This is a genomic window from Flavobacterium sp. KMS, assembly GCF_000813005.1.
Taxonomy (GTDB): Bacteria; Bacteroidota; Bacteroidia; order Flavobacteriales; family Flavobacteriaceae; genus Flavobacterium.
The window spans coordinates 40,702-66,999 of sequence record NZ_JSYP01000021.1 but is presented as its reverse complement, the minus strand read 5'-3'; the positions used below and the strand labels follow the sequence as shown (position 1 = coordinate 66,999).

Here is a 26,298-nt window from a genome sequence, read left to right as displayed (position 1 = left end):
ATGTTATTTTATATTAAAACCGAAATTTATTTATTGCTTAGCGCTTTTGCAGCTACTTTTGGAACTACTTCCATATTGTCATAAAGTGCATCGATAGTATTTAATGCAATCTTGTCTCCTGATTTTACACCAGATTTCACAAAATAATTTGCACCTGCACTACCAGTAATTTCAATAGGAACCATAGCTACTTTGTTGCCTTGTCTTAAAACATAAACAAAAAATTTATCCTGAATATCTTTTACACTTGCCATTGGAACACTAATTACCGAAGACAAACTACTATTTAATACAACTCTTGCTGAACCTCCTGATCGTAATTGTTTCTTTGGATTTGGAAAAATTGCTTTTAATGCAATAGTTCCTGTAGTACGATCAATATTACCGCTGGCAACTTCTAGTTTTCCCTGATGTTCATACAAACTATCGTCTGCCAAAATCAAACTTACAGATTGGTTTAATTGTGAATCTTTTGAAAAAGACAAATAATCAGATTCGCTCAAAGAGAAATACACAAATACTGTATTAATCTCAGAAAGAATAGTTAATGGAACAGCATCTGTTGGTGTAACCAAATTACCTACACGATTAGGAATACGGCTAATATAACCGCTTACCGGTGCTTTAATCAAAGAGAAATCAGCATTAAGTTGCGAAGATCCCAAAGCCGATTTTGCCTGAGCTGCTTGCGCTACTGCTGCTTCATAATTGGCCTGTGCAGTTTTTAATTGCATATCCGAATATACTTTAGCATCCACAAGAGGTTTAATCTTTTCAATCTCTAATTTGGCGTTTGCAAGATTTGCCAAAGCACTCTTATATGCAGCACGAGTATTATTAACTTGCTCTACAAAAACATCTGCTTTAATTTTAAAAAGCGATTGTCCTTTGCTTACATACTCTCCCTCTTTTACATAAATTGCTTCAAGATATCCTGAAACCTGAGGTTTTATATCTACATTAACTGAACCTTCGATAATTCCTGGGTATTTTTTTTCAACTTCACCTGTCATAGATTTAGCCTGAAAAAAATCTACTTCTGGTTTTGGAGCTTCTAAAGCTTCTGCCCCACCTTTTCCACACGAAGAAAAGCTAATGATAATCAATAAAACTACCATTTTGCTGAGTGTTTTATTATTTTGGAAAAACTGTTTTGTCATTTTATTTCGTTTTGAATGAATACATCGAATTTGACGACAAAATAACAACCCAAACCCCTCTTAAATTAATAGAAGATTACCCAACCGTAATTTTTCAATACTGAAACGAATACGTAGGTTACCAAAGGAAAAAAGAACCAAGCCAACGGTTTCAACCGTGCAGTACAGATTGCGATAATGCATTGCGTTCCAACGGTTGAAAGTGTGGGTAATGTTTATGCTATTTGTGTTTACAATCCGTTTTCGAACTATTAGTTTGATTTACAATGAAGAAATAAAATTGAATTTATTTTTTGGATTTGTAATGCAGACAGACTAAATAATCATTGAATAAATGATAAATAGTTACCGCAATAAAAAAGAGTAGTATCTATAAAACTAGTAAGTTATACCTAATTTTAAGTGCATTAGCGATCCATCCATTGCTTAAAAAAAGGAGCTTTTTCTCGGCTAATGATTACCTCACGTTCCGAATCTCCGTAAAGTAGTATTTTAAGCTTGGCATTAAAGTAATTCGAAATAGATTTTATACTTTCTACCCGTATAAAAAATTGCCTGTTGGCTCTGAAAAAAATATCTGGATCGAGTTCTTCTTCAAGCTCTTCCATTGTTTGGGGAATGGCTATAATAGTGCCATTTTTAAGAAAAAGATGCGACGTTTTAAATTCTGAGTATATAAAATCAATATCAGTAACAACCACGCTTTTATATCCATCACGGTAAGTGACTAAAAAACGTAATCTAAAGGAAGGTTTATGAACAAATTTTTTTAAAATATCTGCAATATCCTCGGTATTATGTTTTGCTTTTGCTAAAGACTTAAATTTAGTTAAAGCATCTTGTAATTCATTCTTTTCAATCGGTTTCATTAAGTAGTCGATACTATTTACCTTGAAAGCCCTTACTGCATATTCATCATAAGCAGTAGTAAATATGATGGGACAAGTAATTTTTACCTTTTCAAAAATAGAAAAACTTATACCATCTGCCAGACGAATATCCATTGTAATTAAATCGGGCATGGCATTGGTATTTAACCATGTTACCGTACCTTGAACCGTATCTATGATATCCAGAATTTTACAATCTGGCTCCAATTCTTCCAACAATCTTTTAAGACGATTGGCATTGATAATTTCATCTTCTACAATTAAAATTTTCATACTATTTTATTAAAGGCAAACGAACACAATAAAAGCCATTAGACTCAGAAAAGACAGGCATTCGGTCAAATAATATTTTATATCTAAATTCAATATTTTTATTCCCTACACCTGTAGAATCAAAACTTTTACCTGATGTAGGTTGCAAATTATTCCTAACAACAATATCTCCAACATCTGAATAAATAGAAATTATAAGCGGATTAGACAACGTAGCTACGTTATGTTTTACAGCATTTTCTACCAGTAATTGCAGCGTTAAAGGTGGTAAATGAAAATCTAGACAAGTCATATTCACTTGTATTTTCAATTCAACCTTATCACCAAGACGTTTTTTTAAAAGATAAAAATAAGCATTTAAAAATTCAATTTCTTCTCTTACCGTAATAGTGTCTTTATTAAGGTTAGAAATCATATAGCGATAAACCTTTGTGATATTCTCTAAAAATGAAGCTGCCGATAGTGGGTCTTCATGAATTAATTCGGTAAGAGTACTAAAATTATTAAACGTAAAATGGGGATCAAGCTGTAGTTTTAAAGATTCTAACTCTGAGCGGGTTACTGCTTCTTGCAGCTGAGAAGCCTTAATTTTGAGCTCTGCAGCCTCATCCAAAGTGACGCGCCACCGATTAAGCAAAAATATACTAGTATGAATAAAACTTATGAAAAGTGACAATATAGCTGCCATCAAATTTGACTGCCATATAATCAGAAGTTCACTTTCTTTTAACGGAGTCCAGGGATAGAAAAATTGCCATAAAAAAGAAAACAAATAATTTAAAAGAATGTTACCTATAATGAGAAACAAAAATTGCACAAAAGCCCTAAAAATAGGCTTTTGTTCCCAACTAATCCAATAATTTAGAGTACGTCCTACAAAAAGACTCAATTCAGTAAGGATCGCACAATATGCTAAAATCAAGAATATATCAAGAGTCCAATCTAAATCCCATAAAGAATCTTGTCCATAACTTCTGTAAGGATTTAAAACAAAATAAGAAGACAGGTACACTAAAAAAACAACTGGTATTACAATAATCCTATAATATTTATAGAAAAAGTTCTTACCATTAGTTTTATTTTGTGTTTTTGAATTCATAAGCTAATAAGTAAGAACAATTGTTGTATTAAGAAAATTATTAAAGTAATTGAAATCTCTATTAATGTGTTAAAACATATTCTGATTTTTTATCGTTTTTTGAAGACTTTACAGGTTTCTGTTTTCGCATAACTCCCCATTTTATACAAGTCGCTCCCCACGAAAAACCAGCTCCAAAGGTGGTAATTAATATGTTCTGGCCTTCCTTAAAATCAGCTGCAAAATCCCAAAGACATAACGGAATCGTTGCAGATGTTGTATTACCATATTTATCAATATTCACCTTAACCTTTTCAGTTCCAATATTTAAACTTTCGCCTACAGCGTTAATGATTCTCAAATTAGCCTGATGTGGCACAACCCAATCAACATCTTCTACACTTAACCCATTACTAGCAAGAACATCTTGAGAAACACTACTCATAGATTCAACAGCTTTTTTAAATACAAAAGCCCCTTCTTGCTTAATATAATGATCTCGGTTTACAATAGTTCCCACTGTAGCAGGAAGTTTAGAGCCACCTCCAGGCACTAATAATGCTGATGTACCGCTTCCGTCTGTACGCAAGATGCTTTTCATCATTCCATATTCTAAATCTGTTTTCTCCAAAAGTACAGCACCTGCCCCGTCTCCAAAAAGAATACAGGTATTGCGGTCCTCGTAATCTACAATTGAGCTCATTTTATCAGCTCCAACCACAATAATTTTTTCATATCGACCACTTTCAATCATTGTAGTAGCCATTTCTAGCGCATACAAAAAGCCGCTACAAGCTGCGTTAAGATCAAATCCAAATGCATTGGTAAGTCCGCTTATTTCGCATATTTTACTTGCTGTAGGAGTTAAAAGATGGTCTGGAGTTGTTGTTGCCAGCAATAATCCATCTATTTCCTTTGGGTCAACATCATAGTTTTGCAATAAATTCTCAATTGCAGCACAAGCAAGGTCTGATGTTGCCTGATCTTTGCCAGTAGCTAGTCTTCGTTCTTTTATTCCAGTTCTTTTTTCAATCCATTCAACAGTTGTATTAACCGTTTCAGAGATCATCTCATTACTAAGGATAGAAGTCGGTACAAAGCCACCTATAGCCGTAATTGTTGCATTCATTTTTAATCGATTATATTGTTATTTCTTTGCTTTTATATAAAATAAAAATATCATCAGAAATTAGGAAAAGATAATAGGGGTATATCTAAACCTGCTGCCATAATTCTGGTTTTACTTTTATGCACCAAAGAATCCCAAAAACCATACCTTTGTGGTACCATTACTAAAATATCTGCATTATAATTCTTGATTTCTTTCTTGATCTCATTAATTACAGCATTAGACTTAACCGTTTTATAAATATATTTAACTTCTTTAAACTCTTCTTCAAGCGAAGAATTTAATAGCTGTACCCCCTGCTCCTGCTTAAGATTGTCTATTTTTTCATCTACACTAAAAAACTCTAGCTCGGCACCAAGATTACCTACAATATCTTTTAACCAACTAAATCTTTTTATCGAAGAGAAACTTAAAGTATCACAAGCGTAGAGTATTTTTTGTATGTTCTGGAAACTAGCATTTTTAGGAACTGCCAATACTGGTATATTTAAGTTCTTTATTACCGATGTTGTTGAATTTCCTAATAATTCCTGCTCAAAAGATCGCTCTGCCATTCCCATGACAACTAACTCAGCATTAGTATCGTCAATTATCGATGTAAGCTGATCCTCCAGGAAAGAATATTTGCAAAAACAACTTACTTCGATAGCATAAAGATCTGCAATTTCTTTCCCGAAAATTTCTAGTTTCTCGGTAGCTTTCTCAATTTGCTTTTGCATAGCTTCGGCAGTAATATGGGCATTAGAGCTATGTAACCCCAAAGAGAAGGAATTAAACAAAACAAGCTTGGCACTTGTGGCTTTTGCAAGTCCCGCTGCATAAGCAACAGCGTTATTTGCTATATCGGAAAAATTTGTAGCTGCAATAATAGTAAGTGGTGAAGTCATAATATATCAATTAAATAATTATAGAAGTAAAGTTCCTTAATTATTCGTTTAGATTCTTTCTAAAACTACCGAAGAATCATTTTTTGGACCTCAACCGTATTTTTTAGTTCCCGAAAATAGATTTCTCTCATAAATACGGTAAAATGCGAATGTAAAAATGGTGTCATCACAATATTATTCGCCTTTATAATTTAATTTTTAAGCTATAAAATTATTTACACTATTACTTTGCTTTTTATTTTCTCTAAAGGATAAAAGACCAAATATTCACCTTAAAATCACCTATTTTATTTTAAGAAAAAAATGACTAAATCTTTTTAATCCAAGTAATAATCTCTACTAACGCCAAATTATCTATTTCATATAAATGAAAATTCATTGCTTTTATTTCACCATAAGTCAAATAGTGATTGAGGTTATTAAAAAGTTTTATCTCAATATTATCATTGTCAAAGCTTTTTAAAAGATTGATATTCGATACTGGATCTACAAATTTATCGTTGCTCCCAATTATATAAAGTGTAGGTATTTTAAGGGCTCTATACGTGTCTTCGTAGTTCTTTCTTAATAAATCTAAATAGGTAGGAAAAGAAATATACCATTCGATTTTTTTTTTCTTAAAGCCTTTTTCTTTTAATGAAATTTTAATTTTCTCTCTTAATAAATCGTTAGTATCATTTTTATTTTCTTCTACCATCTTATGGATCAAGTCCATAACCTCGAGTTTAGTTTCTAAATCTGTATATTGAAGATTCCTCTCTTGTAAATTTACTCCAGTTTTTACTTGGTATTTTAAGAAAGCTCCATGCTTTTCTACTGGTGTGGCCCATTGGACTAAAAAATCAACATTTGTTCCTTTTTCAATTGCTCCAATACTTGCTAAACCACCTTCACTATGTGCAATTACACCAATTTTTTTATCTTTTAAGAATGGTAAACTTTTGATATGTTCAATTGCATAAATAACATCATTTATCTTGTCAGATATACAATAAGAAACCATGTTATATTTACCCTCAGATTTCCCAACACCTCTTTCGTCATATCTAAAAACGGCAATATCATTCTTCAATAACTCTTCTACCAAAATATAATGACTATTCCTGGAATCTTTACCTGAACCTGGTATAATAATTACTACTTTATCAAATTCTGTTTTAGGACAAATTAAAGTTCCATAAAGTTTTATTTTTTCTTCGGTTTGTTCGATTTCAATCTCAGTAGAGTCATATTTTCCGATTTCACTGATCTCTTTCTCATATGTAAAAACTTCTTGTGAATATCCCGATATACAAAAAAGCACTACCAATGATAGTGCTTTCATTTTTTTAAAAAATAAAATAGATGTCATCCTATTTACTTATTTTTTCATATTCAGATAATTTTCTTTCAGTAATAAGAAAAACCAATCCCAATTCAGCTAATAAAATTACAGCAAAAACAATTTTATTTACTCCATCTACAAATAAAGACGCAACACAAAACCCTATAATATTACCAACTGAGATTACAAAAATTGCAATAGAGGCAAAATGATTTGAAAAATTCCAATTCTCGATATTCTTCATCGATTTTTTAGTTCGATAACCATAAAAGCGATTAATTCTTTTTGGTGGAAAAAGCATTAATACCATTGAAACAACAAATAAAAGTATTGAAACTAAAAATTCTGAATACATAATTATGGTTTTTAAAGTTAGATAAATGAAAGACTATTTATGTCTGATTTGCTACAAATAAAAAGAATAAAAAATAATGGAAACCAATGTTTTAGCTAAAAGAATGCACTAAAAACAACATCGGATAAAATAGTATAACCCTAAGATAACCTGAGTCAAGTTCTTATTAATCTTGACAAAATAATTTGACATTAACCTCTATAAAATTTTAATCATTTAAAAAAATATTCAAATCCTTAATCAATTAATTCCTATTTTTAAACTCGTAAAAGCAATCTGGAACAAAAAGAAGTGTACATGCCATGTTTATTACATCTTTAAACAGCTAATGTGCTTACATAACATTATGGGTTTGATGAAAATTTAATTTGAATTAAAATGAAAAATAATATCAAAATATCAATTCCAAAACCTTGTCACGAAAACTGGCTAGAAATGACACCAACCGAAAAAGGTAGATTTTGTAGCAATTGCCAGAAAAATGTAATTGATTTTACAAAAGCATCAGATAGAGAAATTCTTATAGCATATACCAAGAATAATAGCTTATGTGGACGTTTTAATAGTACACAACTTAATAGAAAAATGATAATTCCTAAAGAAAAAAAATCAATCTGGATGATTGCTGCAGCATCAGCAATTGCATTTTTAGGATTAGGAAATCAAATAATAAGAGCACAAGAAAAGGCAAAAACAGAACAAACAGACCGCAAACAACTTAAAAACAATATAAAGGTTAAGTCTAAAAAAGACCTCATAACCTATACAGGAACTTTATATGATTCTCAAAATAACCCAATAACAGATGCTAATGTTAAAGTAAAACGAACCAAAATTGAAACCAAAACTAATTTTGACGGAGAGTTTACAATAAAGGCAAAAAAAGGAGCAGTTTTAATATTTCAACATGAAGATTTTTTAACCACCGAATTTAAACTTGAAAATGATATTAAAATTAAACCAATAATGAAAAATTATTATTTTATAGGAGAAGTCGTTACAGCAAAAACAGAAGATGATTAAATACATTTATAAAACTCACAAAAGCTAGGCACACACAAAAAATGTACTCCATAATATTATTTGTCTGATGAAAATTTAATTCAAATTAAAATGAAAAATAATATCAAAATATCAATTCCAAAACCTTGTCACGAAAACTGGCTAGAAATGACACCAACCGAAAAAGGTAGATTTTGTAGCAACTGCCAGAAAAATGTGATTGATTTTACAAAAGCATCAGATAGAGAAATTCTTATAGCATATACCAAGAATAATAGCTTATGTGGACGTTTTAATAACACACAGCTTAACCGCAATATTATGGTTCCAAAAGAAAAAAATTCTTTCTGGATGATAGCTGCCGCGTCTGTAATTACTTTCTTAGGATTAGGAAATCAAAGTGTAAAAGCACAAGAAGCTATAAAAACAGAACAAACCGATATAAAACTCCCCAACGACACGATTTCTGCCGATGATAAAGACGAGATTACATATACAGGAACCGTTTATGACGAAGAAAAACTACCAATGCCTGGAGCAACTATAAAGATAAAAGGAAGAAGTATGCATACTGCTTTTGATGGTAAATTCTCTATAAAGGCAAAAAAAGGAGATATATTACAAGTATCTTATCTTACTTATGATAATGTAGAATTAAAACTTACCCATAACCCAAAAATTAAAATAAATTTAAAGAAAACTACTGCCTCTAAAGATGAAATGATAATTACGGTTGGAGCAATAATCATAAGAAATCCAGAAGACGAATACATTGAATTTTAAAAAGTATAAAGCATAAAAAAACCGAGTCATTTCTGGCTCGGTTTTTTTATGCTTTTAGAATAATTAATCTATCGTAATTACCTTATAAGATAAATTTGTAAAAACACCTTTGCTAACTTCTACCGTTTCTGGAGTTACAATTTGATTTTGCAACGAACCAGCTTTTATAGCAGTAAAACTAAATGTTCCCGAAATAGTTTTCTTTTCTTTATCAATAGAGGTAACTGTTATTTTCCCTATTTTAGGAGCATGCTCAGTATAAGTACTATTCCCTATTAAATACGTATTTATAAATAACGCATCGCTTGTTTCGCTTTCTTCATCAAAAGAATAAGTACGCACAGGCATCCCATTATCAGTCGTTAATTCGCTAGAAAATGTCAAAGACAATAATTGTGATGCATCCTGAGCACTTATATCAAAACGTTGCTCCTTTGTACTTGTTGCACGAATTAATGTTACGCTATTAACCTTACCTGTCCAGGCAGCACCATTAATACTTGCAGTAATTGAGCTAGCCTGATTGTTTGCATTATTAGCATTGTTTGCGTCATTAGTATCATCGCCACTATCGCTACTACATCCTGCAAAGAATAATGATAAAATCACTAATCCTGTTCCTAAAATTTTTTTCATATTTATTTGTTAGTTTTCGGCAAATTAAATCTAATTTTTCCTAATAAAAAAACATTAATGAAACAATTAAAAAAATAGTTCTAGAATAGTTTTTTCGCATAAAAAAAGCCGAACTATTACTAGTTCGGCTTTAATCTATAATCTAAAAGAAATTATTTGACTTCTTCTGAATTGGAAAGCAATAGCCTTTATTAGTTATGGATTAAAAGATTTAGAACTCCTAAAAGATAAATCATATAGTTAGATCCCATAATCCCTTTTGTCGACACCTTTGGTGAAATTTTCAAAATTATCAATACCAAACGGGGCTTTATCACCCACACTTAAATAGTAAATCTTACCAAACCATTAAATGTCCTCTGATACAGATAGGAGGCAAATGTTGGTAGACTAGTTAAACAAAAAAACAATCAAAAAGATTCAGGAAAAATACGCTCTCATAAAAAATGCTAAATCTTTCGATTTAGCATTTTTTTTCCCATTTATTTAGATCCTACAGGTTTTCTTCACCAAACTCATATTGATAGTTAATTCTCATTAAGCTATTTTGTAAAAATCCTCTTTAGGGTGTTAATAATTTGATACCCGTCAAATCCGCGCTTCCACTTTTCAGAAACTCATAGGTCATTTGATCTGCTTGACAGTCTACGAACTTAACCCGTTTCAAATTATTATTTTTAAAGAAAGTGTTCGTAAGTACAGCATTCTGGAATGTTACTCTTTTAAAGGTACAGTTTTCAAAATAACAGTCTTCTAATCTACCCTCGAAAACTATATCTTCAATCTCCATTGCTGTAAAAGAAGTGTGATTCCAAATAACATTTACAATTGTATTCTTCCCAAAAGCTCCAGATTTAAAGGCCAGTCCAGAAAAATTGGCATCAGAAAAATCACACCTCATGACACTACTTCTTGAAAACTCCGTTTCTTTAAGGCAACAGTCTTTAAAAATAGTATTGGCTAAGCTAGAGCCCTGAATGTAACTGCTGCTAATATCCGAACCTGAAAAGTCACAAGTATCAACGTGATTATTTTTTAGAAAATTCACTCTGGTAAGATTTGCTCCAGAGAAATTACATCCCATAATATAACTAGTAGAAAATTCTGCCTCTTTCAGACTGCATCCCTTAAATAAATTTTTGTGTAAATTGGATTTCTGAATCTGGCTATTGCTGATGTCAGAATCTGAGAAATCACAGCCATCAACATTATTATTCTTTAGAAGAAGACCAGACAAATCTGAACCAATGAAAAAGCAACGCTGCATGTTGGAGGAACTGAATTTTTCATGCAGGTTTTTCAATCCGGAAAAGTCAGCTTCTACCCAGTTACTATCTGACAAATCCCACTTAATCTTTTTCTTCTCTTTAATAGATGAGGATTGCAATTCATCAGATTGTTTAACAATAGACGCATCGATTACTGTTTCAGTCGTTTCAGATTGGGAATGCTCTGAAAAATAATTAAGATCGACACCCAGAATTTCTGCCAGACGGCTAAAAGTAGTGATATCTGGCATTGATTCACCACGCTCCCACTTTCCTACCGCCTGAGAACTTATGAATAGCCGCTGAGAAAGCTGAGCTTGAGAAATATTTATTTTTTTTCGAGCCTCGGCAATTTTATTGCCAATCATTTTAGTATTTAGCATAAGTACTATTTTTTATTAATTCGACATTGCAAAGATATTCGGATGCTTTTTTGCCATCAAAAAAAAGCAAACACTTATAGTTGTTTGTATGCTACTTATAGTTGTTTTTAACTACTACTCTCTCGATTTCTTATTTGTTTTTTTTCAACATGTGCGCAACCTCAATTCTAATAAGAGCTCTCTTTGCAGATTCAAACTTTTTAAAACCTAAGTCTTTTTATATCCTCAACTATAAAGTGAATAGAAAATCAAATGTATGCCAAGCTCTATATAGATAACACTACTGCCCTTTAACTTTTAAATAAATCACCCATTGTATCGATTTCTTTAGTTTACTGATTTACAATTAAATAAATAAACTAAATTTATATACGCTACGAAAACTAGACTCTTGATGAGACAAAACTATTGAACCTCTTTTAACTATTTACAACACTTATAAACAATTGGTTACTAAAAAAAACATCCGAATATTACGTATATTTGTACTGTGAAAAAATATTTATCCATATTATTTTTATCTGTTTACCTACTCTCAATTACTCAATTAGGTGAATTAATAAAGCTACCTCTCTTGGTAGAACATTATATGGAACACAAACAGCAAAATAGTAATTTGACTATTTTGAACTTTTTACGTATTCATTACCAGGCGCAACATGTATTTGATGCTGATTATGATAAGGATATGAAATTACCTTTTAAATCACATACTAATATATCCTCTGTTGTCTTTTATCCACTAATACAAGAATATAAAACAATACAAAAAGTCAATTTTAAGTATAAAAAAGAAATTTTATATACATATTCTTTTTCCTATTCTTCTATTTCACTTTCGTCTATCTGGCAGCCACCCAGAAACTGTTAATCGTTTTTTATTGGCTTAAAAACTTTCACGTCTAATGGCGTGTGTCTTTGGTATTCCTTATTTTTTATAACGACGATTAATAAAACAAACTTATGCTTACTAAAATAATTGAGTTTTCCGTGAGGAATAAACTCATCGTAGGTCTTATTATAATTGCCCTAATTGGCTATGGCTCATACGAAGCCACTAACCTACCCATTGTTGATGCTGTTCCAGATATAACCAATAATCAGGTGCAAATTATTACAATAGCTCTTTCATTTAGAGCCAAAGAAAATGGCTATTTGGAGATTCTAAACCCTGAAAAACTTAAAAACAAAAAATTGATTACCAATGGAGCTTATACCCTATTGATGAAAAATAAATAAAATTTAATAACTTAAAACAAAACATTATGAACGGAGCGCATTATCATTTAGTATTAAATCACTTGCCAATTATTATACCAATCGTAGCCTTATTGGTTCTCATTGGTGGATTTTTTGTAAAATCAGAAATTGTAAAAAGAGCCGCTTATTGTATTTTTATTCTGGGTGCAATAGCAGCATTTGCAGCTATAGCCACAGGCGAAGGAGCTGAGGATCTAGTAAAACAAATTGACGGAATTTCTAAAAGTTTAATTCACGAACATGAAGAAAAAGCGGAAGTTTTTGCCCTATTATCTTATATATTAGGTATAACCTCAATACTAGCTTTATGGAGCAATTGGAAAAAGAAATCATATGCAAATTACATTGGGTATGCTATAATTGCATACTGTCTTGTAGTTTTATACTTTGCCCAACAAACAGGTACTACTGGCGGTGAAATTAGACACTCTGAAATTAGGTAGTAATAACATCAATGTGTTTGCAGAAATCAGTTATAATCCACAGCGGCTTCATAAATCCCCACTGTGATTATTGCTGATAAAATCAATTTAACCGTTTTATAACCAACTATTTAAACACAAAAACAAAACTATAAAATTTAGAATCATTCTAACCTCCCAAAACCATTATATTATACTTGGTTAATGTAATTTTATATAAAAAATAGTATATTATATCATGAGTCTTATCCTAGATGAAGCAAAGCTTCATAGCCTTTTAAAAATAGTAGATTTAAACATACGCAAACTTAATGACCAAAAAATAATAGCTTTTCTTGAATTTTTAGGGTTAAAAGACCGTCAGGATATTCCTAAGAATTATCTAGATTGGGAAACAATACTCATTGTAGTGCCTAATCGTCATGTTTCTCAGCAAATAAAACAATATAAATTCTTAATATCCCGAATAGCATTTACAACTAATCCTTATGCCCAACAAATTCATATTTATGATTTTAATGAATGGAAAAGCGCTACCCGAAATAAAACAGCATTACAAATAAGACAGTTATTGAAGACTAATTTTGGAGGTTTTGAAAAAACCACTAAAGATCCAGACTGGATTAAACAAAAATAAAAACTAGAACTATGCATGTTGAAAATCATCATATTAACAGAAGTGGCTGGCTTAGAGCAGCTGTACTTGGTGCCAATGATGGTATTTTATCCACAACTAGCTTGGCAATTGGTGTTGCGGCGGCGAGTACAACCAGAGAGCCTATTTTCCTTGCTGCAATTGCAGGTTTAGTTGCTGGTGCTCTCTCTATGGCTGCCGGCGAGTATGTATCGGTTAGTTCCCAATCTGATGTAGAAACAGCTGATTTAAAAAAAGAAAAAACAGCCCTTGAAACCCAGCCTGAAGAAGAACTGGAAGAATTAACGGATATTTATATTCAAAGAGGATTAGATAAAAAATTAGCCAGACAGGTTGCTATCGAATTGACAGCCCATAATGCGCTTGAAACCCATGCGCGCGATGAACTAGGAATAAATAAAATCACACAAGCTAATCCATTAATTGCTGCTTTTGCATCGGCAGTATCTTTTATTATTGGAGGCTTATTACCTCTTCTGGTTGCCATTTTTGCGCCGATAAAAGAAATGGTATTTTATCAATATGCTTTTTCAATACTCTTTTTAGCTTTCTCAGGCGTATTAGCTGCTAAAGCGGGTGGATCACATACTTTAAAAGCCGTTGCACGAATTTGCATTTGGGGAACCATTGCAATGGGGATGTCTGCTTTAGTAGGGTATCTGTTTGGAGTTCAAACTACTTAAAAATTAAATGATACGTATATCTAACTTCAAAATATAATGTACTAACGAAGCAAATAATAAATAAACCATCCCTAAAAGCAATTCAAATATGCCTGTAAATAATTTTAATATAAATGGATTAACAGATAAAGAAGTAATTCTTTCCAGGGAAAAGTATGGCCTAAATAAGCTAGATTACAAAAAAGAGAATACTTTGTTAAGTACAATTAAACGGATTGCAAAAGAACCAATGATAATTTTACTTCTAATTGCAGCACTTATTTATTTTATAAGCGGTAAAACAAATGATGGCTTTTTTCTGGTAGCAGCAATCATTTTTCAAGTATCGATATCATTATTTCAATACTCAAGAAGCAAAAACGCATTAGAAAAGCTTAAAGATTTTGCACAACCAAAGTGTAAAGTGATTCGTAATGGAAAAGAAGAAGAAATAAAAAGTGAAGAAATAGTTGTAGGAGATAGTTTGATTGTTGAAGAAGGTACTTCAGTTGCAGCAGATGGCATTATAGTACATTCAAATGATTTTTCTGTAAATGAATCTATCCTCACTGGAGAATCATTATCTGTATTTAAGGATAAGACAAAAGAAGATAACCATATTTATTTAGGAACTACTGTAGCTACAGGCTTGGCAATCGCAACAGTAACTGCCATAGGGAATCAAACAAAATTAGGTAAAATAGGCACTAGCTTAGAGCATATTAAAGAAGAGAAAACCCCTTTGGAAATACAAATAAGTGACTTTGTAAAAAAAATGGTTATAGTCGGGACAATTGTTTTTGCTATAGTTTGGATAATAAATTACTTGTATTCACAAAATATAATAAATAGCCTGCTACAATCATTAACTCTGGCTATGAGTATATTACCTGAAGAAATCCCTGTAGCTTTTACAACTTTTATGGCTTTAGGAGCTTGGAGATTAATGAAAATGGGGGTTGTTGTAAAACAAATGAAAACTGTTGAAACATTAGGTAGCGCAACAATAATTTGTGTCGATAAAACAGGTACGATTACGGAGAATAAAATGACGCTTGCTAAATTATTTTTAATGTCAAGCCAAAAAATAATAACCTTAGAAAATATTGATACAGAAGAAGAAAAAGAATTACTAACTGCTGCTATGTGGGCAAGTGAACCAATTCCTTTTGACCCAATGGAAATTGCATTGCATAAGGCATATAAAGAGACCTGCCAGAAAGACGATCGTTCAAATTATAAACTCATTCATGAATACCCACTTGGTGGTAAACCTCCTATGATGACTCATATATTTGAAGCCATTGATGGTAAACGCATTATAGCTGCTAAAGGAGCACCCGAGGCCATTTTGAAAGTGGCTATGCTCTCAGAGATTGAAAAAAAACAAACTCATGACGCTATAAATACCTTATCTGCAGATGGATATAGAGTCCTTGGAGTAGCTTTATCAACTTTTACAGGAAATACTTTCCCTCTTAATCAGCAAGATTTTCCATTTAAGTTTTTAGGAATTGTAGCCTTTTATGACCCTCCAAAGAAAAACATCCAAAAAGTATTGGAAAATTTTTATAACGCAGGAATTTCGGTAAAGATAATAACAGGTGATAATACTCCAACCACACAAGCAATCGCAAAACAAATAGGGTTTAAAGATTGTGATAAAAGTATTTCTGGAGATGAATTGATGAAAATGAATGATAATGAATTACAAACCAATGTAATGAAAATAAACATTTTTACGAGAATGTTTCCAGAAGCTAAACTAAAAATAATAAATGCTTTAAAACAAAATAACCAAATTGTAGCTATGACCGGAGATGGGGTAAATGATGGTCCTGCACTAAAAGCCGCACATATTGGTATAGCGATGGGTAAAAAAGGTACAGAAATTGCAAAGCAGGCCGCGTCACTAATTTTACTAGAAGATGATCTTTCAAAAATGGTAGAAGCTGTGGCTGTAGGTCGAAAAATATATGCCAATTTAAAAAAAGCAATTCAATACATAATTTCAATACATATACCTATAATATTAATAGTCTTTATCCCCCTGGCTTTAGGGTGGGTCTATCCAAATATTTTTTCGCCAATACATATCATTTTTCTTGAATTGATAATGGGCCCTACATGTTCCATAATTTATGAAAATGAACCTATGGAAAAAAATACAATGTCTCAAAAACCCAAACCTTTTACAACAACTTTTTTTAATTGGAAAGAATTATCTACAAGCTTTTTGCAAGGAATAATTATTACAATCGGAACACTATCTATTTATCAATATTGTACTTTTAATAATTATAATGAAGCATTAACCAGAACTATGGTTTTTACTGTTCTAATAGTTGCTAATATATTCCTTACTTTAATTAACCGCTCGTTTTATTATTCAATCTTGACAACAATTAGATATAAAAATCCAATGGTACCACTTATTATTTTAATTACAATCATTCTTTTAGGGTTAATCCTTTATATAAAACCGTTAACCTTATTCTTTGAATTTGATTTTTTAAATACCAATCAATTAGTAATAGCAATTGCTACAGGATTTGTGTCAGTGGCTTGGTACGAAATTGTAAAACTATATAAAAGAAGCAAACAAGATATTGCCTAAATTTAATCTAATCTTAAGCGAATCTAAAAAATAAACAAAGTCCCAATTCGTTATTTCCTAAATACCTAAAAACAAAACTGCAAAATGAAACTAATTACAATGTTCCTTTTATTGACAGTACTTCCTATAAATTGGGAATCCGACTTTAATAATGCAAAAAAAATTGCAAAGGAAAAGCACGAATTAATCTTATTGAACTTCTCAGGTTCAGACTGGTGCGGGCCTTGTATTGTAACGCGTAGAGACTATTTGGAAAATCAGTCATTCGCAGACATGGCAAATGAAAATTTAGTATTAGTTAATGCTGATTTTCCCCGCAAGAAGAAAAACATTGGAACTCCAGAGCAAGTAAAACGAAACGAGGATTTAGCCGAAATATACAACAAAGAAGGAAGTTTCCCTTTAACACTTCTTCTGAATGCAGATGGCAAAGTAATTAAAACCTGGCATGGAAAACCAGAAATGACTCCCGAAGAGTGGACAGCCGAAATAAAAGCGATCTGTGATAGTAAAAAATAACATCCTGAAAAATCAAAAATATTCACAATCCCTAAAACTCATGGGAAACAACTTTACTATTACTGTTGTTGCAGAAAATGAGAAGATTGGAAACGAGAATATTAATCTGGCGATTGATGAAATCAAACGGATTGAAAAACTTTTGACTACTTATAAAAATGATAGTCAAACTAATCTGATTAATGATAATGCTGGAATTCAACCTGTAAAAGTAGATCTGGAAGTTTTTAACCTAATTGAAAGAAGCCTTGGTATTTCGAGAATTACACAAGGAGCATTTGATATTTCTTATGGAAGTATCGACAAAAGTCTTTGGAATTTTGATAAATCAATGACTAAACTGCCAGATGCTGACACGGCATTAAAAATGGTGCATCTTATAGATTACAGAAATATTATTCTAGACAAAAAAAATACAACTGTCTTTTTAAAGAAAAAAGGAATGCGAATTGGTTTTGGTGGAATCGGAAAAGGCTATGCAGCTGAAATGGCCAAGCAAGTGCTTTTAAAACATAATATTCAAAGCGGAATCATTAATGCAAGCGGAGATCTCTCGGCATGGGGATTACAACCTAATGGCAAAAAATGGACCATTGGAGTTGCCAATCCCGACTCTCCTACTGCGGCATTTTCGTATATGGAGATTTCTAATAAAGCAATAGCAACTTCTGGTAACTATGAAAAGTTCGTAACCATTAACGGTAAAAAATATTCGCATACCATAGACCCAAAAACAGGATTACCAGTAACTGGAATAAAAAGTGTCACTATTATTGCTGCAAATGCCGAGTTTGCAGATGCAATGGCAACTCCAATTGCTGTTATGGGGATTAAAGCAGGTTTATTTTTAATAGATCAAATCCCCGATTTATATTGTATTATCATCGACGACAACAATAAAATTTACACTTCAAAAAACATCAACCTGAAATGAAAAAGCCAAAACAAAAAGCGCTCGTACTATTATGTAGCATTGCTTTTACAGGCATTCTACTCACCTCTTGTACTTCGGTAAAAGAATACCAAAAAGGAAAAATAAACGATTCTGAAATGGTACTTTCTAATAGAAAAATCGAAAAGACAGAACTCAGTTTTCAATCCTACCGTGAAGGAGCTTCCGGAGCAAATGCTGGAAAAAGCGGCGGTGGCTGCGGTTGTAACTAATTTTCATACTATCAACAAATGAAAAGAATTTTTATTACAGGATTTGCCTTATTGGGACTATTTCAATTAAGAGCACAAAACATTCCTACAGATTCTACCAGTTATAAAAGCAAGAAACTAAAAGTTGAAGAAGTAAATTTAGTTTCTAGTTATTATAACCAAAACGGAGATAACTCAGCTGTTACCGGAGGAATTGGCGATCAACATCTTACAGATATTGCCAATACCATCGATGTTAAACTGGTAAAATACGGAGAAACAGGAATCAAACATACTTTTGATATCGAAGCAGGTATTGATCATTATACTTCTGCCTCTTCAGATATGATTGATTTAAGCGCTAATTCATCGGCCTCATCATCAGACAACCGCTTTTATCCTTCTTTATCTTATCTTAGAGAAAATGAAGCAAAAGGAAGAACTATTGGTATTGGAGTTTCGTCTTCAACGGAATTTGATTATCAATCTTTTGGAGGAAATATAAGTTTCTCTCAAAAAACCAAAGATAGAAATGGAGAATTTACAGCCAAATTCCAAACTTTTATTGATCAATTAAAACTAATTGCGCCAATCGAACTTCGTGTTCCCGGTAGTGAGGGTTATGATACTGCGAATCGAAACACTTTTGCAGGAACTTTAAGTTACGCTCAGATTATAAACCAAAGATTGCAAGTAATGCTAGTAGGCGATGTAATTAGCCAAAATGGGTATTTAAGTCTGCCGTTTCATCGAGTGTATTTCACTGATGGTTCTGTACATCAGGAAAAAATGCCAGATACCAGATTAAAGATTCCTTTGGGAATTAGAGCTAGTTATTTTTTAGGAGACAACATTATTATAAGAGCTTATTATAGATACTATTCAGACGATTGGAGTTTAAAAGCACATACGGCCGATATTGAAGTTCCTGTAAAATTAACTCAAGCATTTTCATTAAGTCCATTTTACAGATATTATACCCAAACAGGAACGAAGTATTTTAAACCTTATGGCGAACATACAGCTGCAGATGAATACTACACCAGCAACTATGATTTATCAAAGTTCGATAGTAGTTTCTTTGGGATGGGGATGAAATACACGCCTCCTAATGGAATTTTCGGTCTTAAACATTGGAATACATTGGAGATTAGGTATGGTCATTATACCAGAACTACTAACATGACATCTGATATTATTAGTATAAACATTAAGTATAAATAATTAAATAAAAACCAGGATCTGTAATTTAGATCCTGGTTTTGTTTTAAATTACATCCCTCTCTATTTATATTTTTTTCAATTGTAAAAACAGTACTTTTAAAATTCCTATCACCCCATAACAATTCATTCTTCATTAATTTTCATTAAAGCACTTTCTAATGCCTGCACGTAAGTAATTGGATACACTTCTAATAGTGCATTAATTCTATTATCATTGCAAACGACTTCCACTTTCATACTACTAACCAGAGCAGATGCCAATTTATAGGAGGTCGAAGTTACAAAATATAGCCAGTAAGATGATAATTTTGGAGTCATTACCGGAATGGTATAAATATATCTTGTGAGATTTTTTGCCTTTGCAAATTGCAATAACATCTCTTTATAAGTTAATATATCCGGGCCTCCGATATCAAAACTCTGATTATATGTTTTGGTATTTAATAATGATTTTTTCAAAAATTCTAAAACATCAGTGATAGCTATTGGCTGGCATTTGGTATTAAGCCATTTCGGAGTAATCATGACAGGTAACTTGCTTACCAAATCACGTATTATTTCAAATGAGGCGCTTCCTGATCCTACAATAATTCCCGCTCTTAAAGTCGTTGTGGGGATTGTTGCTGTTTTTAAAATATCCTCAACTGCTTTTCTTGAAGATAGATGTTTAGATAAAGACTTATCATTTACAATACCGCTTAAATATATTATCTGCCTCGCATTTGTCTTATTTATTTTATCTATAAAATAATTTGCTGAAATACTTTCTAATTCATTATAATTGGTGGCTGTACCAGACATAGAATGAATTAAATAGTATGCTGCATCGATATCATTAGGAATATTTATTAGGCTTTCGGGATTTAGAAAATCAACTTCAATAACTTTTATATTTTTTTCAAATTTATCAGGATAATAAAATTTGTTTTTATCTCTTACACAACAAATAACTTCATGACCTTCCTTTATTAATAATGGTAAGATTCGCTTGCCTATATAACCTGTTGCGCCTGTTAAGAGAATTTTCATGATTATTTTTTTAACTAGTTACAATTTAAATGTTACCAAACCATAGTGCATTTGAAAAACAGATATTAAACAGATCCTGCATTCTCAGTGATAAGATAATCTTTCATTTGGTATACTTATTCAACTTCTATTTTATATAATACCTTTATTAAAAAAGGATAATAGAATTAAGAAAAGTCTTTGCATATAAAACAACGTTTTATCTATTTTCCAGTTTTTTTAATTTAAGTCTCCACAGATGAAGTTTATTAATCATTAAAAGCACTCTGATTATAGTTGAAAATGCAATAATACTAATAGCTATTATAAAAGTAATTGACACAAAATATCGCAACATCAACGCAATAAAAAGTAAGAATACAAAAATAGCACTAACCACGAGTGTCGTCTTTTTATGATTAAGTCCTGTTCCTAGAAGTAAATGATGTAAATGTGATTTATCTGCACTAAAGGGGGAATTACCTCTTTTAATTCTTCCCATGTAAACCCGCAAAGAATCTAAAACTGGAATTGAGAAAAACAGAATAAGTAGTATTATAGTGTAACTACAATTGTGGTCTTTATATATTTGCTGTTTTTGCAAAAGCTTTATTGCTTCTGTAATTAAAATGAAACCGATAAATAAGGAACCTGAATCTCCCATAAAAATCTTTTTCTTGCCTAAGTTAAATTTTAAGAAACCTAAAACGGCTCCGATAAATAATGCGCTTGAAAAAGCCAAGTTATAATCCTTAAAATAAATAGCCACAAAAAATAAAATTAAAAATCCTAATAAAGATAGCCCTCCAATTAAACCATCAACTCCATCCATAAGATTAAAGGCATTGACAACACCTGTTATCGTCAAAATTGTGACTATATATTGTTGCCAAATTACAATTTCATAAACTCCAAACAACCCATATAATGATGTTATTCTTGTACCTGAAAATGCAATTATAAGAGCTAAAAGTACCTGAATAATTAATTTGTATTTTGCTTTTATATCTTTTTTATCATCAATAACTCCAACGATCAACAAAACCATTGCTGCCGCAAATATTGGGAAGTATTCTTTAAGAAAAATAACTCTGAAACTTGAAGTAAAAATAGTAACTAATACAGCTAAAGCTATTGAAATTCCACCAACCAAAGGCACTGCGCTTAAATGAACTTTTCTATAATTAGGCTTATCAACAAGATTCACTTTTATTGCAATTTTCCTAATCATTGGAACAAAAACAAGGGTTAAAATCAAGGATAATAATCCGTACGATAAAATTTCAAGTATTGTTTTCATGATTGGTTAGTTTTCGTAAAATAAATTACTGTTATTTATGTGTAACAATTGAAATTCTTGCAAAAAAGAAGCATCCAGATTTTGTAATTCAGAAGTAACCCCCACTTTACTTTTAATTGAAAGAGCTTCTTTTATTAACAATTCATATAGCTTAGAAATGTTTTTCCAAGTATATCTTCTTTCAGCAATTAATACCATTTCATTGGCTAGGCTTATTAATTTTAGGGGAGATAATGTACCCAATTCTTTAACTAAATCTTCTACAGATGAGAAATAGATTGCTTTACCTTCTGTAGTTGTAATATTATATGAAACTTTAAAAGCAAGAACAGGAAGCTTTAAATACATTGCCTCTACAAGTGAAGGGTTAGTGCCTCCTGCAGAATGTCCGTGAATATATAACGTTGCGTTTCCTCTTATCAAATCGATTTCCCGCTGATTGTATATCGGATCAAATAAATGAATATTGGCTATATCTTTATATTTTTCTTTTAATTTTTGCCCATAAACACTATTATTCCAGTTACCCACAAGAACTAAAGCCATTTTTTTATTTATTCTAAATGCTTCTAATACTAAGTGTACATTGTTCTCTGGTTCTATTCTGCAAACTTTTACAGCATATTTCGTTTTTAAAAAAGGATATTTTTTTAAATCATCTTTTATAGGAATAACTTTCATTGTATGGTCAGCTCCATACTCAATAACACGGCTTAAGGTTTTATATCGTATGGCTGTATAATCTTGTATAGATTCATTGTCTGAAATGTCGATATGCGAATATTTAACAGCAATCATCTCAGACCACCATAAATATAGTTTTGCCAATAACGACCATTTATCTCTCTTCCACTCGATGCCATCTATAGAGATTATCACTTTCTTACTTGTAAAAAGCCTAATAAATGGTATTAACCAAGCTCCTGCTACTCCTAATATTAATAAAACATCATTTTTCATTAAGGCATGAAGTATAGAAAGAGAATCATAAGGAATACTTTGAATCCCATTTGCTTCTAAAGGAATATAGTGCAATTTTGCTCCTTTATACCAAACTAGCTGTTCTTCTTTTGTATATTTCTTTTTAGAACAATAAACAGTAAAATCATACTTGTCTGATAAGTTAGTTACTAGATGATCTGCAAGGGTTTCAAATCCCCCATATTTTGCTGGTAAACCTACTGTGCCAATAATGGCGATTCTTTTATTTTTCATAGCTTATTGTATTTGTAATATGCTTTGCCAAAACCATGCTTTAAACACATCTACTTAATTACCAAGTATTTACGATTTACTCACTTTTAAAAACTTCCATATTTTGGATTTGCCTTTCATTTATTGGAAAATTATTTCAGCTGATTGTTTTTCAAAATATTCCAAACTAAAAAGCTTACTCATTTCAAAAGCATTATTACTCATCGATTTATACAATACTTTATTCTCAAGAAGTTCTTTTAAATTATCAGATATTTTATCAATTCTTTTGCTTTCAATCAAATAGCCATTTTTACCCTCTATAACAAGTTCTGTAACACCACCTACAGGAGGAACTATGGTAGGAAGACCGTATGCCATGGCTTCAAGAATTGTTAAACCAAATGTTTCGACCCAAAGTTTAGGATCTGATAAATTCAATACAACACTTGCTTCGCTATAAAAGGAATGTGTATCGGTTTGTGTGGGATAAATGAATAAATTTTCAGGAAGTTTTATAGCATTAAAATATTGCTGAATTTCTATAATTGTTGCATTCACAACCAATTTAAAAATATATCCTGGATTAGTTTGTGCTAATTCTAAAAATTCATTTACTCCTTTATACCCCTTTAATGAACAGATCATTAAAACAATCTTTTTTTCTTTTTCCTGGTTTTTATTGGCCAAGGCCAATTTCACAAAATCCTCTTCTAAAACATTGTATATGATTCTTTTTTTAATATTTACGGGTTCTTTATTGGCTAAAAAATTAGAAACATAAACAACCTCATCAGCAAATAAATTTAAAACTCCAAAAAGAAATTTCTTGAATACTAGAGGTTTCATACTTGTTTCATGCACATGGTAAATCACTTTATTGCCTCTTACTTTTCCAGCAATGGCTGCTCCAAAAGGAAGTACGGTATTTATATACACCACATCATTCTTTTTTAAGCTAAACAACAGTTTAAAGGCTAGCAAAAATTGGCTGCTTGTAAGAAAAAGGAGTCTCAGTAAAGGATTCTTCATAAATTTATACCAGTAAAAATGGTATTTTACATCTGGTAGTCCTGACAAAAAACCTTCCCTCCCACTGCAAGTGTATAAATGCAAGTCGACGCCTTTTTTTGCCCATCCTGCAAGTAACTGCTTAAGTACTTTAGGGCTTCCGCTGTAATCGTTTAATAAATGAATTGCAATAACTCTCATCTTATAAATTATTATAAATTGTATTTAAATGCTCTCCTCTACTCTCCCATGTAAATCTTTCTATATAGCGTTTTCTGGCATTAGTGCTCATTTCTAAAAGTAATGTATTACTCAAATACAATTTATTTAATGCTTCTTTCAGATTAAAAATCGTTGAGGAATAATCTGAATGAGGAATTACAAAACCACATTTTGCTGTAATGTATTGGCCCGGACCAATATTATCAAGACATATTACAGGCAATCCATACGATAAAGCTTCGGCCACAACCATTCCTGCCCCTTCATGTGATGGAAACATAAAAACAGTTGCTTTATCATACAGTTTCATCAGTTCTTTGCGCTCTATCCATTCAATTATTTCAACATTATCCCCCATATTACTCTCTGCTATTATTTTTTCATAAAAAACTTTTTCTGGACCTGATCCAACTAATGTTAATTTACAATTAGCACGTTCTGGCAGAGAAATAGAATTTAAAAACGCAATAAAAGAACGAATGGTGAGGTCAAACCCTTTAAGAGGTACAAAGCGTCCGGCACTTATAACATGGAAGCTATTTTTTATGATGGCATTGGCTTTGCTAAAATCTTCTGAAGCTACTGATGGGAATACCGAATAAGAGCTTCCACTAAGATTAAGTTTTTCTACCACACCTGTGTTCATACACCATATATGGCTTGCATTTTTTATAGTCTTTTTAAGACCTGAAGAGTAGTTCCAAAATAAATTTTTTATAAGCCAGGTAAGGCGATCTTTAATAATATATTTAAATGAATAGGGTTTTAAATAAACACTTGGAATAAGTGGATGATGCCCTACAGGTCCCCAAACCATAGGTTTTTCTAGTTTCCATAAAAAACTTGGCGTCCAGTCATTATGAAAGTTAACATTGTGAACAATATCAAAATTGAGCTTCTTTCTTTTTATATGATTAACGATTCCTTTTTGCCACATATAATAATACAGCATGGCACCACGACTTCCTTTTTTCCAAAATCTCATCCAGTACGGAAGATCAAAATATATAAAAGTTATATTGTTGTAAATAGCATCAGGATTTTGCAGCATATACGATTCAATAGCATCTTTATTATTTTCTCTGGTAACAGCTATTACTTTATTAAAACGAGCAATCTGTCTTATAAAATTCCATCCCATTCCGTCTTCAGATCCTTTATATGGATTTACGGCATAACAACTAGCCAAAATGATTTTAGTGCTCATGATCTCGTTTTTAAAAGTTTAGAAGGTACCCCTCCAATAATACAATCTCTAGGAAACGATTTAGTAACTACACTTCCTGCTGCTATTACACAACCTTCGCCTATTTCTACACCATCTAAAATGGTCACTTTGCTTCCAATCCAGCAATTTTTACCTATTTTTATTCCTTTTCTGGTTACTCCCTGATGTCTTATTAAAATATCATACTGCTCATAATTATGATTCTCAGGATGACAACTTAAATACTGCCCCACTATACAATCATCTCCAATTTCAAGACCACCAGCTCCTCCTAGATAAGCAAATTCTCCAATACCAACATTATTACCTATTATAATCCCATTACCTAAATTATTTAATGAAGTCGAAATAATTATTCGGCTAAAAGCTCCTATGCTTACATTATTTCCAAACCAAATACCATTTTTGCCCAAGGCCGAAATTGCTACATGATTACCTAATCGTAAAAACTTGCCCCAATGAATTTTTGAAGGATTAAAAAAAGTAACTGCTCTGCCAAGCATAAGTCCTTTTGCCTTTTTGAAATAAATAAAAACAAATAAACCTCTTATAATAGCGATGCCTTGTATCCAAAAAAATTGTAATAACGCTAATGAATCTAAACTCTCATCAAACTTAAAAGCAGGGTTACGAAATTGTATTAGTTTTTGTAAAAGAGCTTTCAT

Annotated in this window: 26 protein-coding genes; 11 read left to right on the top strand and 15 right to left on the bottom strand. The window is 31.6% G+C overall.

Annotation, left to right across the window (positions count from 1 at the left end; genetic code table 11):
- Positions 1–26: 26 nt before the first annotated feature.
- The 7 genes from OA93_RS18930 to OA93_RS18900 form a co-directional block, all read right to left on the bottom strand.
- Positions 27–1,160 carry an efflux RND transporter periplasmic adaptor subunit gene (locus OA93_RS18930; RefSeq protein ID WP_039115351.1) on the bottom strand — a complete coding sequence of 378 codons (1,134 nt, stop codon included), beginning with the start codon at positions 1,158–1,160 and terminating at the stop codon, positions 27–29.
- Positions 1,161–1,567: 407 nt separating this feature from the next.
- Positions 1,568–2,323 (bottom strand): LytTR family DNA-binding domain-containing protein, encoded by a 756-nt coding sequence (locus OA93_RS18925; RefSeq protein ID WP_039115349.1) that lies wholly within the window; start codon positions 2,321–2,323, stop codon positions 1,568–1,570.
- 1 nt (position 2,324) lies between these two features.
- Positions 2,325–3,422 carry a histidine kinase gene (locus tag OA93_RS18920; RefSeq protein ID WP_039115347.1) on the bottom strand — a complete coding sequence of 366 codons (1,098 nt, stop codon included), beginning with the start codon at positions 3,420–3,422 and terminating at the stop codon, positions 2,325–2,327.
- A gap of 61 nt (positions 3,423–3,483) precedes the next feature.
- Entirely contained in the window at positions 3,484–4,530 is a 1,047-nt protein-coding gene (locus tag OA93_RS18915; protein WP_039115346.1) for a beta-ketoacyl-ACP synthase III, read from the bottom strand.
- A 53-nt stretch (positions 4,531–4,583) separates the two neighbouring features.
- Positions 4,584–5,417 (bottom strand): universal stress protein, encoded by an 834-nt coding sequence (locus OA93_RS18910; protein WP_039115345.1) that lies wholly within the window; start codon positions 5,415–5,417, stop codon positions 4,584–4,586.
- 307 nt (positions 5,418–5,724) lie between these two features.
- Positions 5,725–6,741 (bottom strand): alpha/beta fold hydrolase, encoded by a 1,017-nt coding sequence (locus tag OA93_RS18905; RefSeq protein WP_165572122.1) that lies wholly within the window; start codon positions 6,739–6,741, stop codon positions 5,725–5,727.
- Between the two features lie 28 nt (positions 6,742–6,769).
- Positions 6,770–7,096: an SdpI family protein gene (locus OA93_RS18900; RefSeq protein WP_039115344.1), complete on the bottom strand. Its 327-nt coding sequence runs from the start codon at positions 7,094–7,096 to the stop codon at positions 6,770–6,772.
- Between the two features lie 378 nt (positions 7,097–7,474).
- Here OA93_RS18900 and OA93_RS18895 point away from each other — a divergent pair, with 378 nt between their 5' ends.
- Both OA93_RS18895 and OA93_RS18890 read left to right on the top strand, forming a co-directional pair.
- Positions 7,475–8,119 carry a carboxypeptidase-like regulatory domain-containing protein gene (locus OA93_RS18895; protein WP_039115343.1) on the top strand — a complete coding sequence of 215 codons (645 nt, stop codon included), beginning with the start codon at positions 7,475–7,477 and terminating at the stop codon, positions 8,117–8,119.
- Positions 8,120–8,209: 90 nt separating this feature from the next.
- Positions 8,210–8,881 (top strand): carboxypeptidase-like regulatory domain-containing protein, encoded by a 672-nt coding sequence (locus OA93_RS18890; protein WP_039115341.1) that lies wholly within the window; start codon positions 8,210–8,212, stop codon positions 8,879–8,881.
- 63 nt (positions 8,882–8,944) lie between these two features.
- Here OA93_RS18890 and OA93_RS18885 read toward each other — a convergent pair whose 3' ends face one another.
- Both OA93_RS18885 and OA93_RS18880 read right to left on the bottom strand, forming a co-directional pair.
- On the bottom strand, positions 8,945–9,517 hold the full coding sequence (locus OA93_RS18885; protein ID WP_039115340.1) for a DUF6252 family protein: 573 nt from the start codon (positions 9,515–9,517) through the stop codon (positions 8,945–8,947).
- A gap of 562 nt (positions 9,518–10,079) precedes the next feature.
- Positions 10,080–11,168 (bottom strand): pentapeptide repeat-containing protein, encoded by a 1,089-nt coding sequence (locus OA93_RS18880; protein WP_039115339.1) that lies wholly within the window; start codon positions 11,166–11,168, stop codon positions 10,080–10,082.
- A gap of 963 nt (positions 11,169–12,131) precedes the next feature.
- Here OA93_RS18880 and OA93_RS18875 point away from each other — a divergent pair.
- From OA93_RS18875 to OA93_RS18835, 9 genes are all read left to right on the top strand, one after another.
- The gene (locus OA93_RS18875) at positions 12,132–12,407 is read left to right on the top strand and encodes a hypothetical protein (protein WP_039115338.1); all 276 of its coding nucleotides are present in this window, start codon (positions 12,132–12,134) and stop codon (positions 12,405–12,407) included.
- Positions 12,408–12,433: 26 nt separating this feature from the next.
- Entirely contained in the window at positions 12,434–12,871 is a 438-nt protein-coding gene (locus OA93_RS18870; protein WP_039115336.1) for a DUF2231 domain-containing protein, read from the top strand.
- 217 nt (positions 12,872–13,088) lie between these two features.
- A complete protein-coding gene (locus tag OA93_RS18865; protein WP_039115334.1) occupies positions 13,089–13,487 on the top strand; it encodes a hypothetical protein in 399 nt (132 codons plus the stop codon).
- Positions 13,488–13,498: 11 nt separating this feature from the next.
- Entirely contained in the window at positions 13,499–14,188 is a 690-nt protein-coding gene (locus OA93_RS18860; RefSeq protein WP_039115332.1) for a VIT family protein, read from the top strand.
- A gap of 88 nt (positions 14,189–14,276) precedes the next feature.
- On the top strand, positions 14,277–16,784 hold the full coding sequence (locus OA93_RS18855) for a cation-translocating P-type ATPase (RefSeq protein WP_039115330.1): 2,508 nt from the start codon (positions 14,277–14,279) through the stop codon (positions 16,782–16,784).
- 84 nt (positions 16,785–16,868) lie between these two features.
- The gene (locus tag OA93_RS18850) at positions 16,869–17,303 is read left to right on the top strand and encodes a thioredoxin family protein (RefSeq protein ID WP_039115328.1); all 435 of its coding nucleotides are present in this window, start codon (positions 16,869–16,871) and stop codon (positions 17,301–17,303) included.
- A gap of 40 nt (positions 17,304–17,343) precedes the next feature.
- Positions 17,344–18,237, top strand: a complete 894-nt coding sequence (locus tag OA93_RS18845; protein WP_052259525.1) for an FAD:protein FMN transferase — start codon at positions 17,344–17,346, stop codon at positions 18,235–18,237.
- The gene (locus tag OA93_RS18840) at positions 18,234–18,467 is read left to right on the top strand and encodes a DUF4266 domain-containing protein (RefSeq protein WP_039115327.1); all 234 of its coding nucleotides are present in this window, start codon (positions 18,234–18,236) and stop codon (positions 18,465–18,467) included. Before OA93_RS18845 ends, OA93_RS18840 begins: the two co-directional genes overlap by 4 nt.
- Before the next feature lie 18 nt (positions 18,468–18,485).
- Complete coding sequence (locus tag OA93_RS18835) at positions 18,486–19,670, top strand: DUF3570 domain-containing protein (RefSeq protein ID WP_039115326.1); 1,185 nt, start codon at positions 18,486–18,488, stop codon at positions 19,668–19,670.
- 123 nt (positions 19,671–19,793) lie between these two features.
- On the opposite strand, the gene OA93_RS18830 is transcribed toward OA93_RS18835, so the two are convergent.
- From OA93_RS18830 to OA93_RS18805, 6 genes are all read right to left on the bottom strand, one after another.
- On the bottom strand, positions 19,794–20,699 hold the full coding sequence (locus OA93_RS18830; RefSeq protein ID WP_117615857.1) for an NAD(P)H-binding protein: 906 nt from the start codon (positions 20,697–20,699) through the stop codon (positions 19,794–19,796).
- A 199-nt stretch (positions 20,700–20,898) separates the two neighbouring features.
- Entirely contained in the window at positions 20,899–21,978 is a 1,080-nt protein-coding gene (locus OA93_RS18825) for an MraY family glycosyltransferase (protein ID WP_039115324.1), read from the bottom strand.
- A 6-nt stretch (positions 21,979–21,984) separates the two neighbouring features.
- Entirely contained in the window at positions 21,985–23,193 is a 1,209-nt protein-coding gene (locus OA93_RS18820; RefSeq protein WP_039115322.1) for a DUF1972 domain-containing protein, read from the bottom strand.
- Positions 23,194–23,313: 120 nt separating this feature from the next.
- Positions 23,314–24,384: a glycosyltransferase family 4 protein gene (locus OA93_RS18815; RefSeq protein ID WP_039115320.1), complete on the bottom strand. Its 1,071-nt coding sequence runs from the start codon at positions 24,382–24,384 to the stop codon at positions 23,314–23,316.
- Position 24,385: 1 nt separating this feature from the next.
- Positions 24,386–25,612, bottom strand: a complete 1,227-nt coding sequence (locus OA93_RS18810) for a glycosyltransferase (protein ID WP_039115318.1) — start codon at positions 25,610–25,612, stop codon at positions 24,386–24,388.
- Positions 25,609–26,298 carry an acyltransferase gene (locus OA93_RS18805; protein ID WP_039115316.1) on the bottom strand — a complete coding sequence of 230 codons (690 nt, stop codon included), beginning with the start codon at positions 26,296–26,298 and terminating at the stop codon, positions 25,609–25,611. The genes OA93_RS18810 and OA93_RS18805 overlap by 4 nt, the downstream gene beginning before the upstream one ends.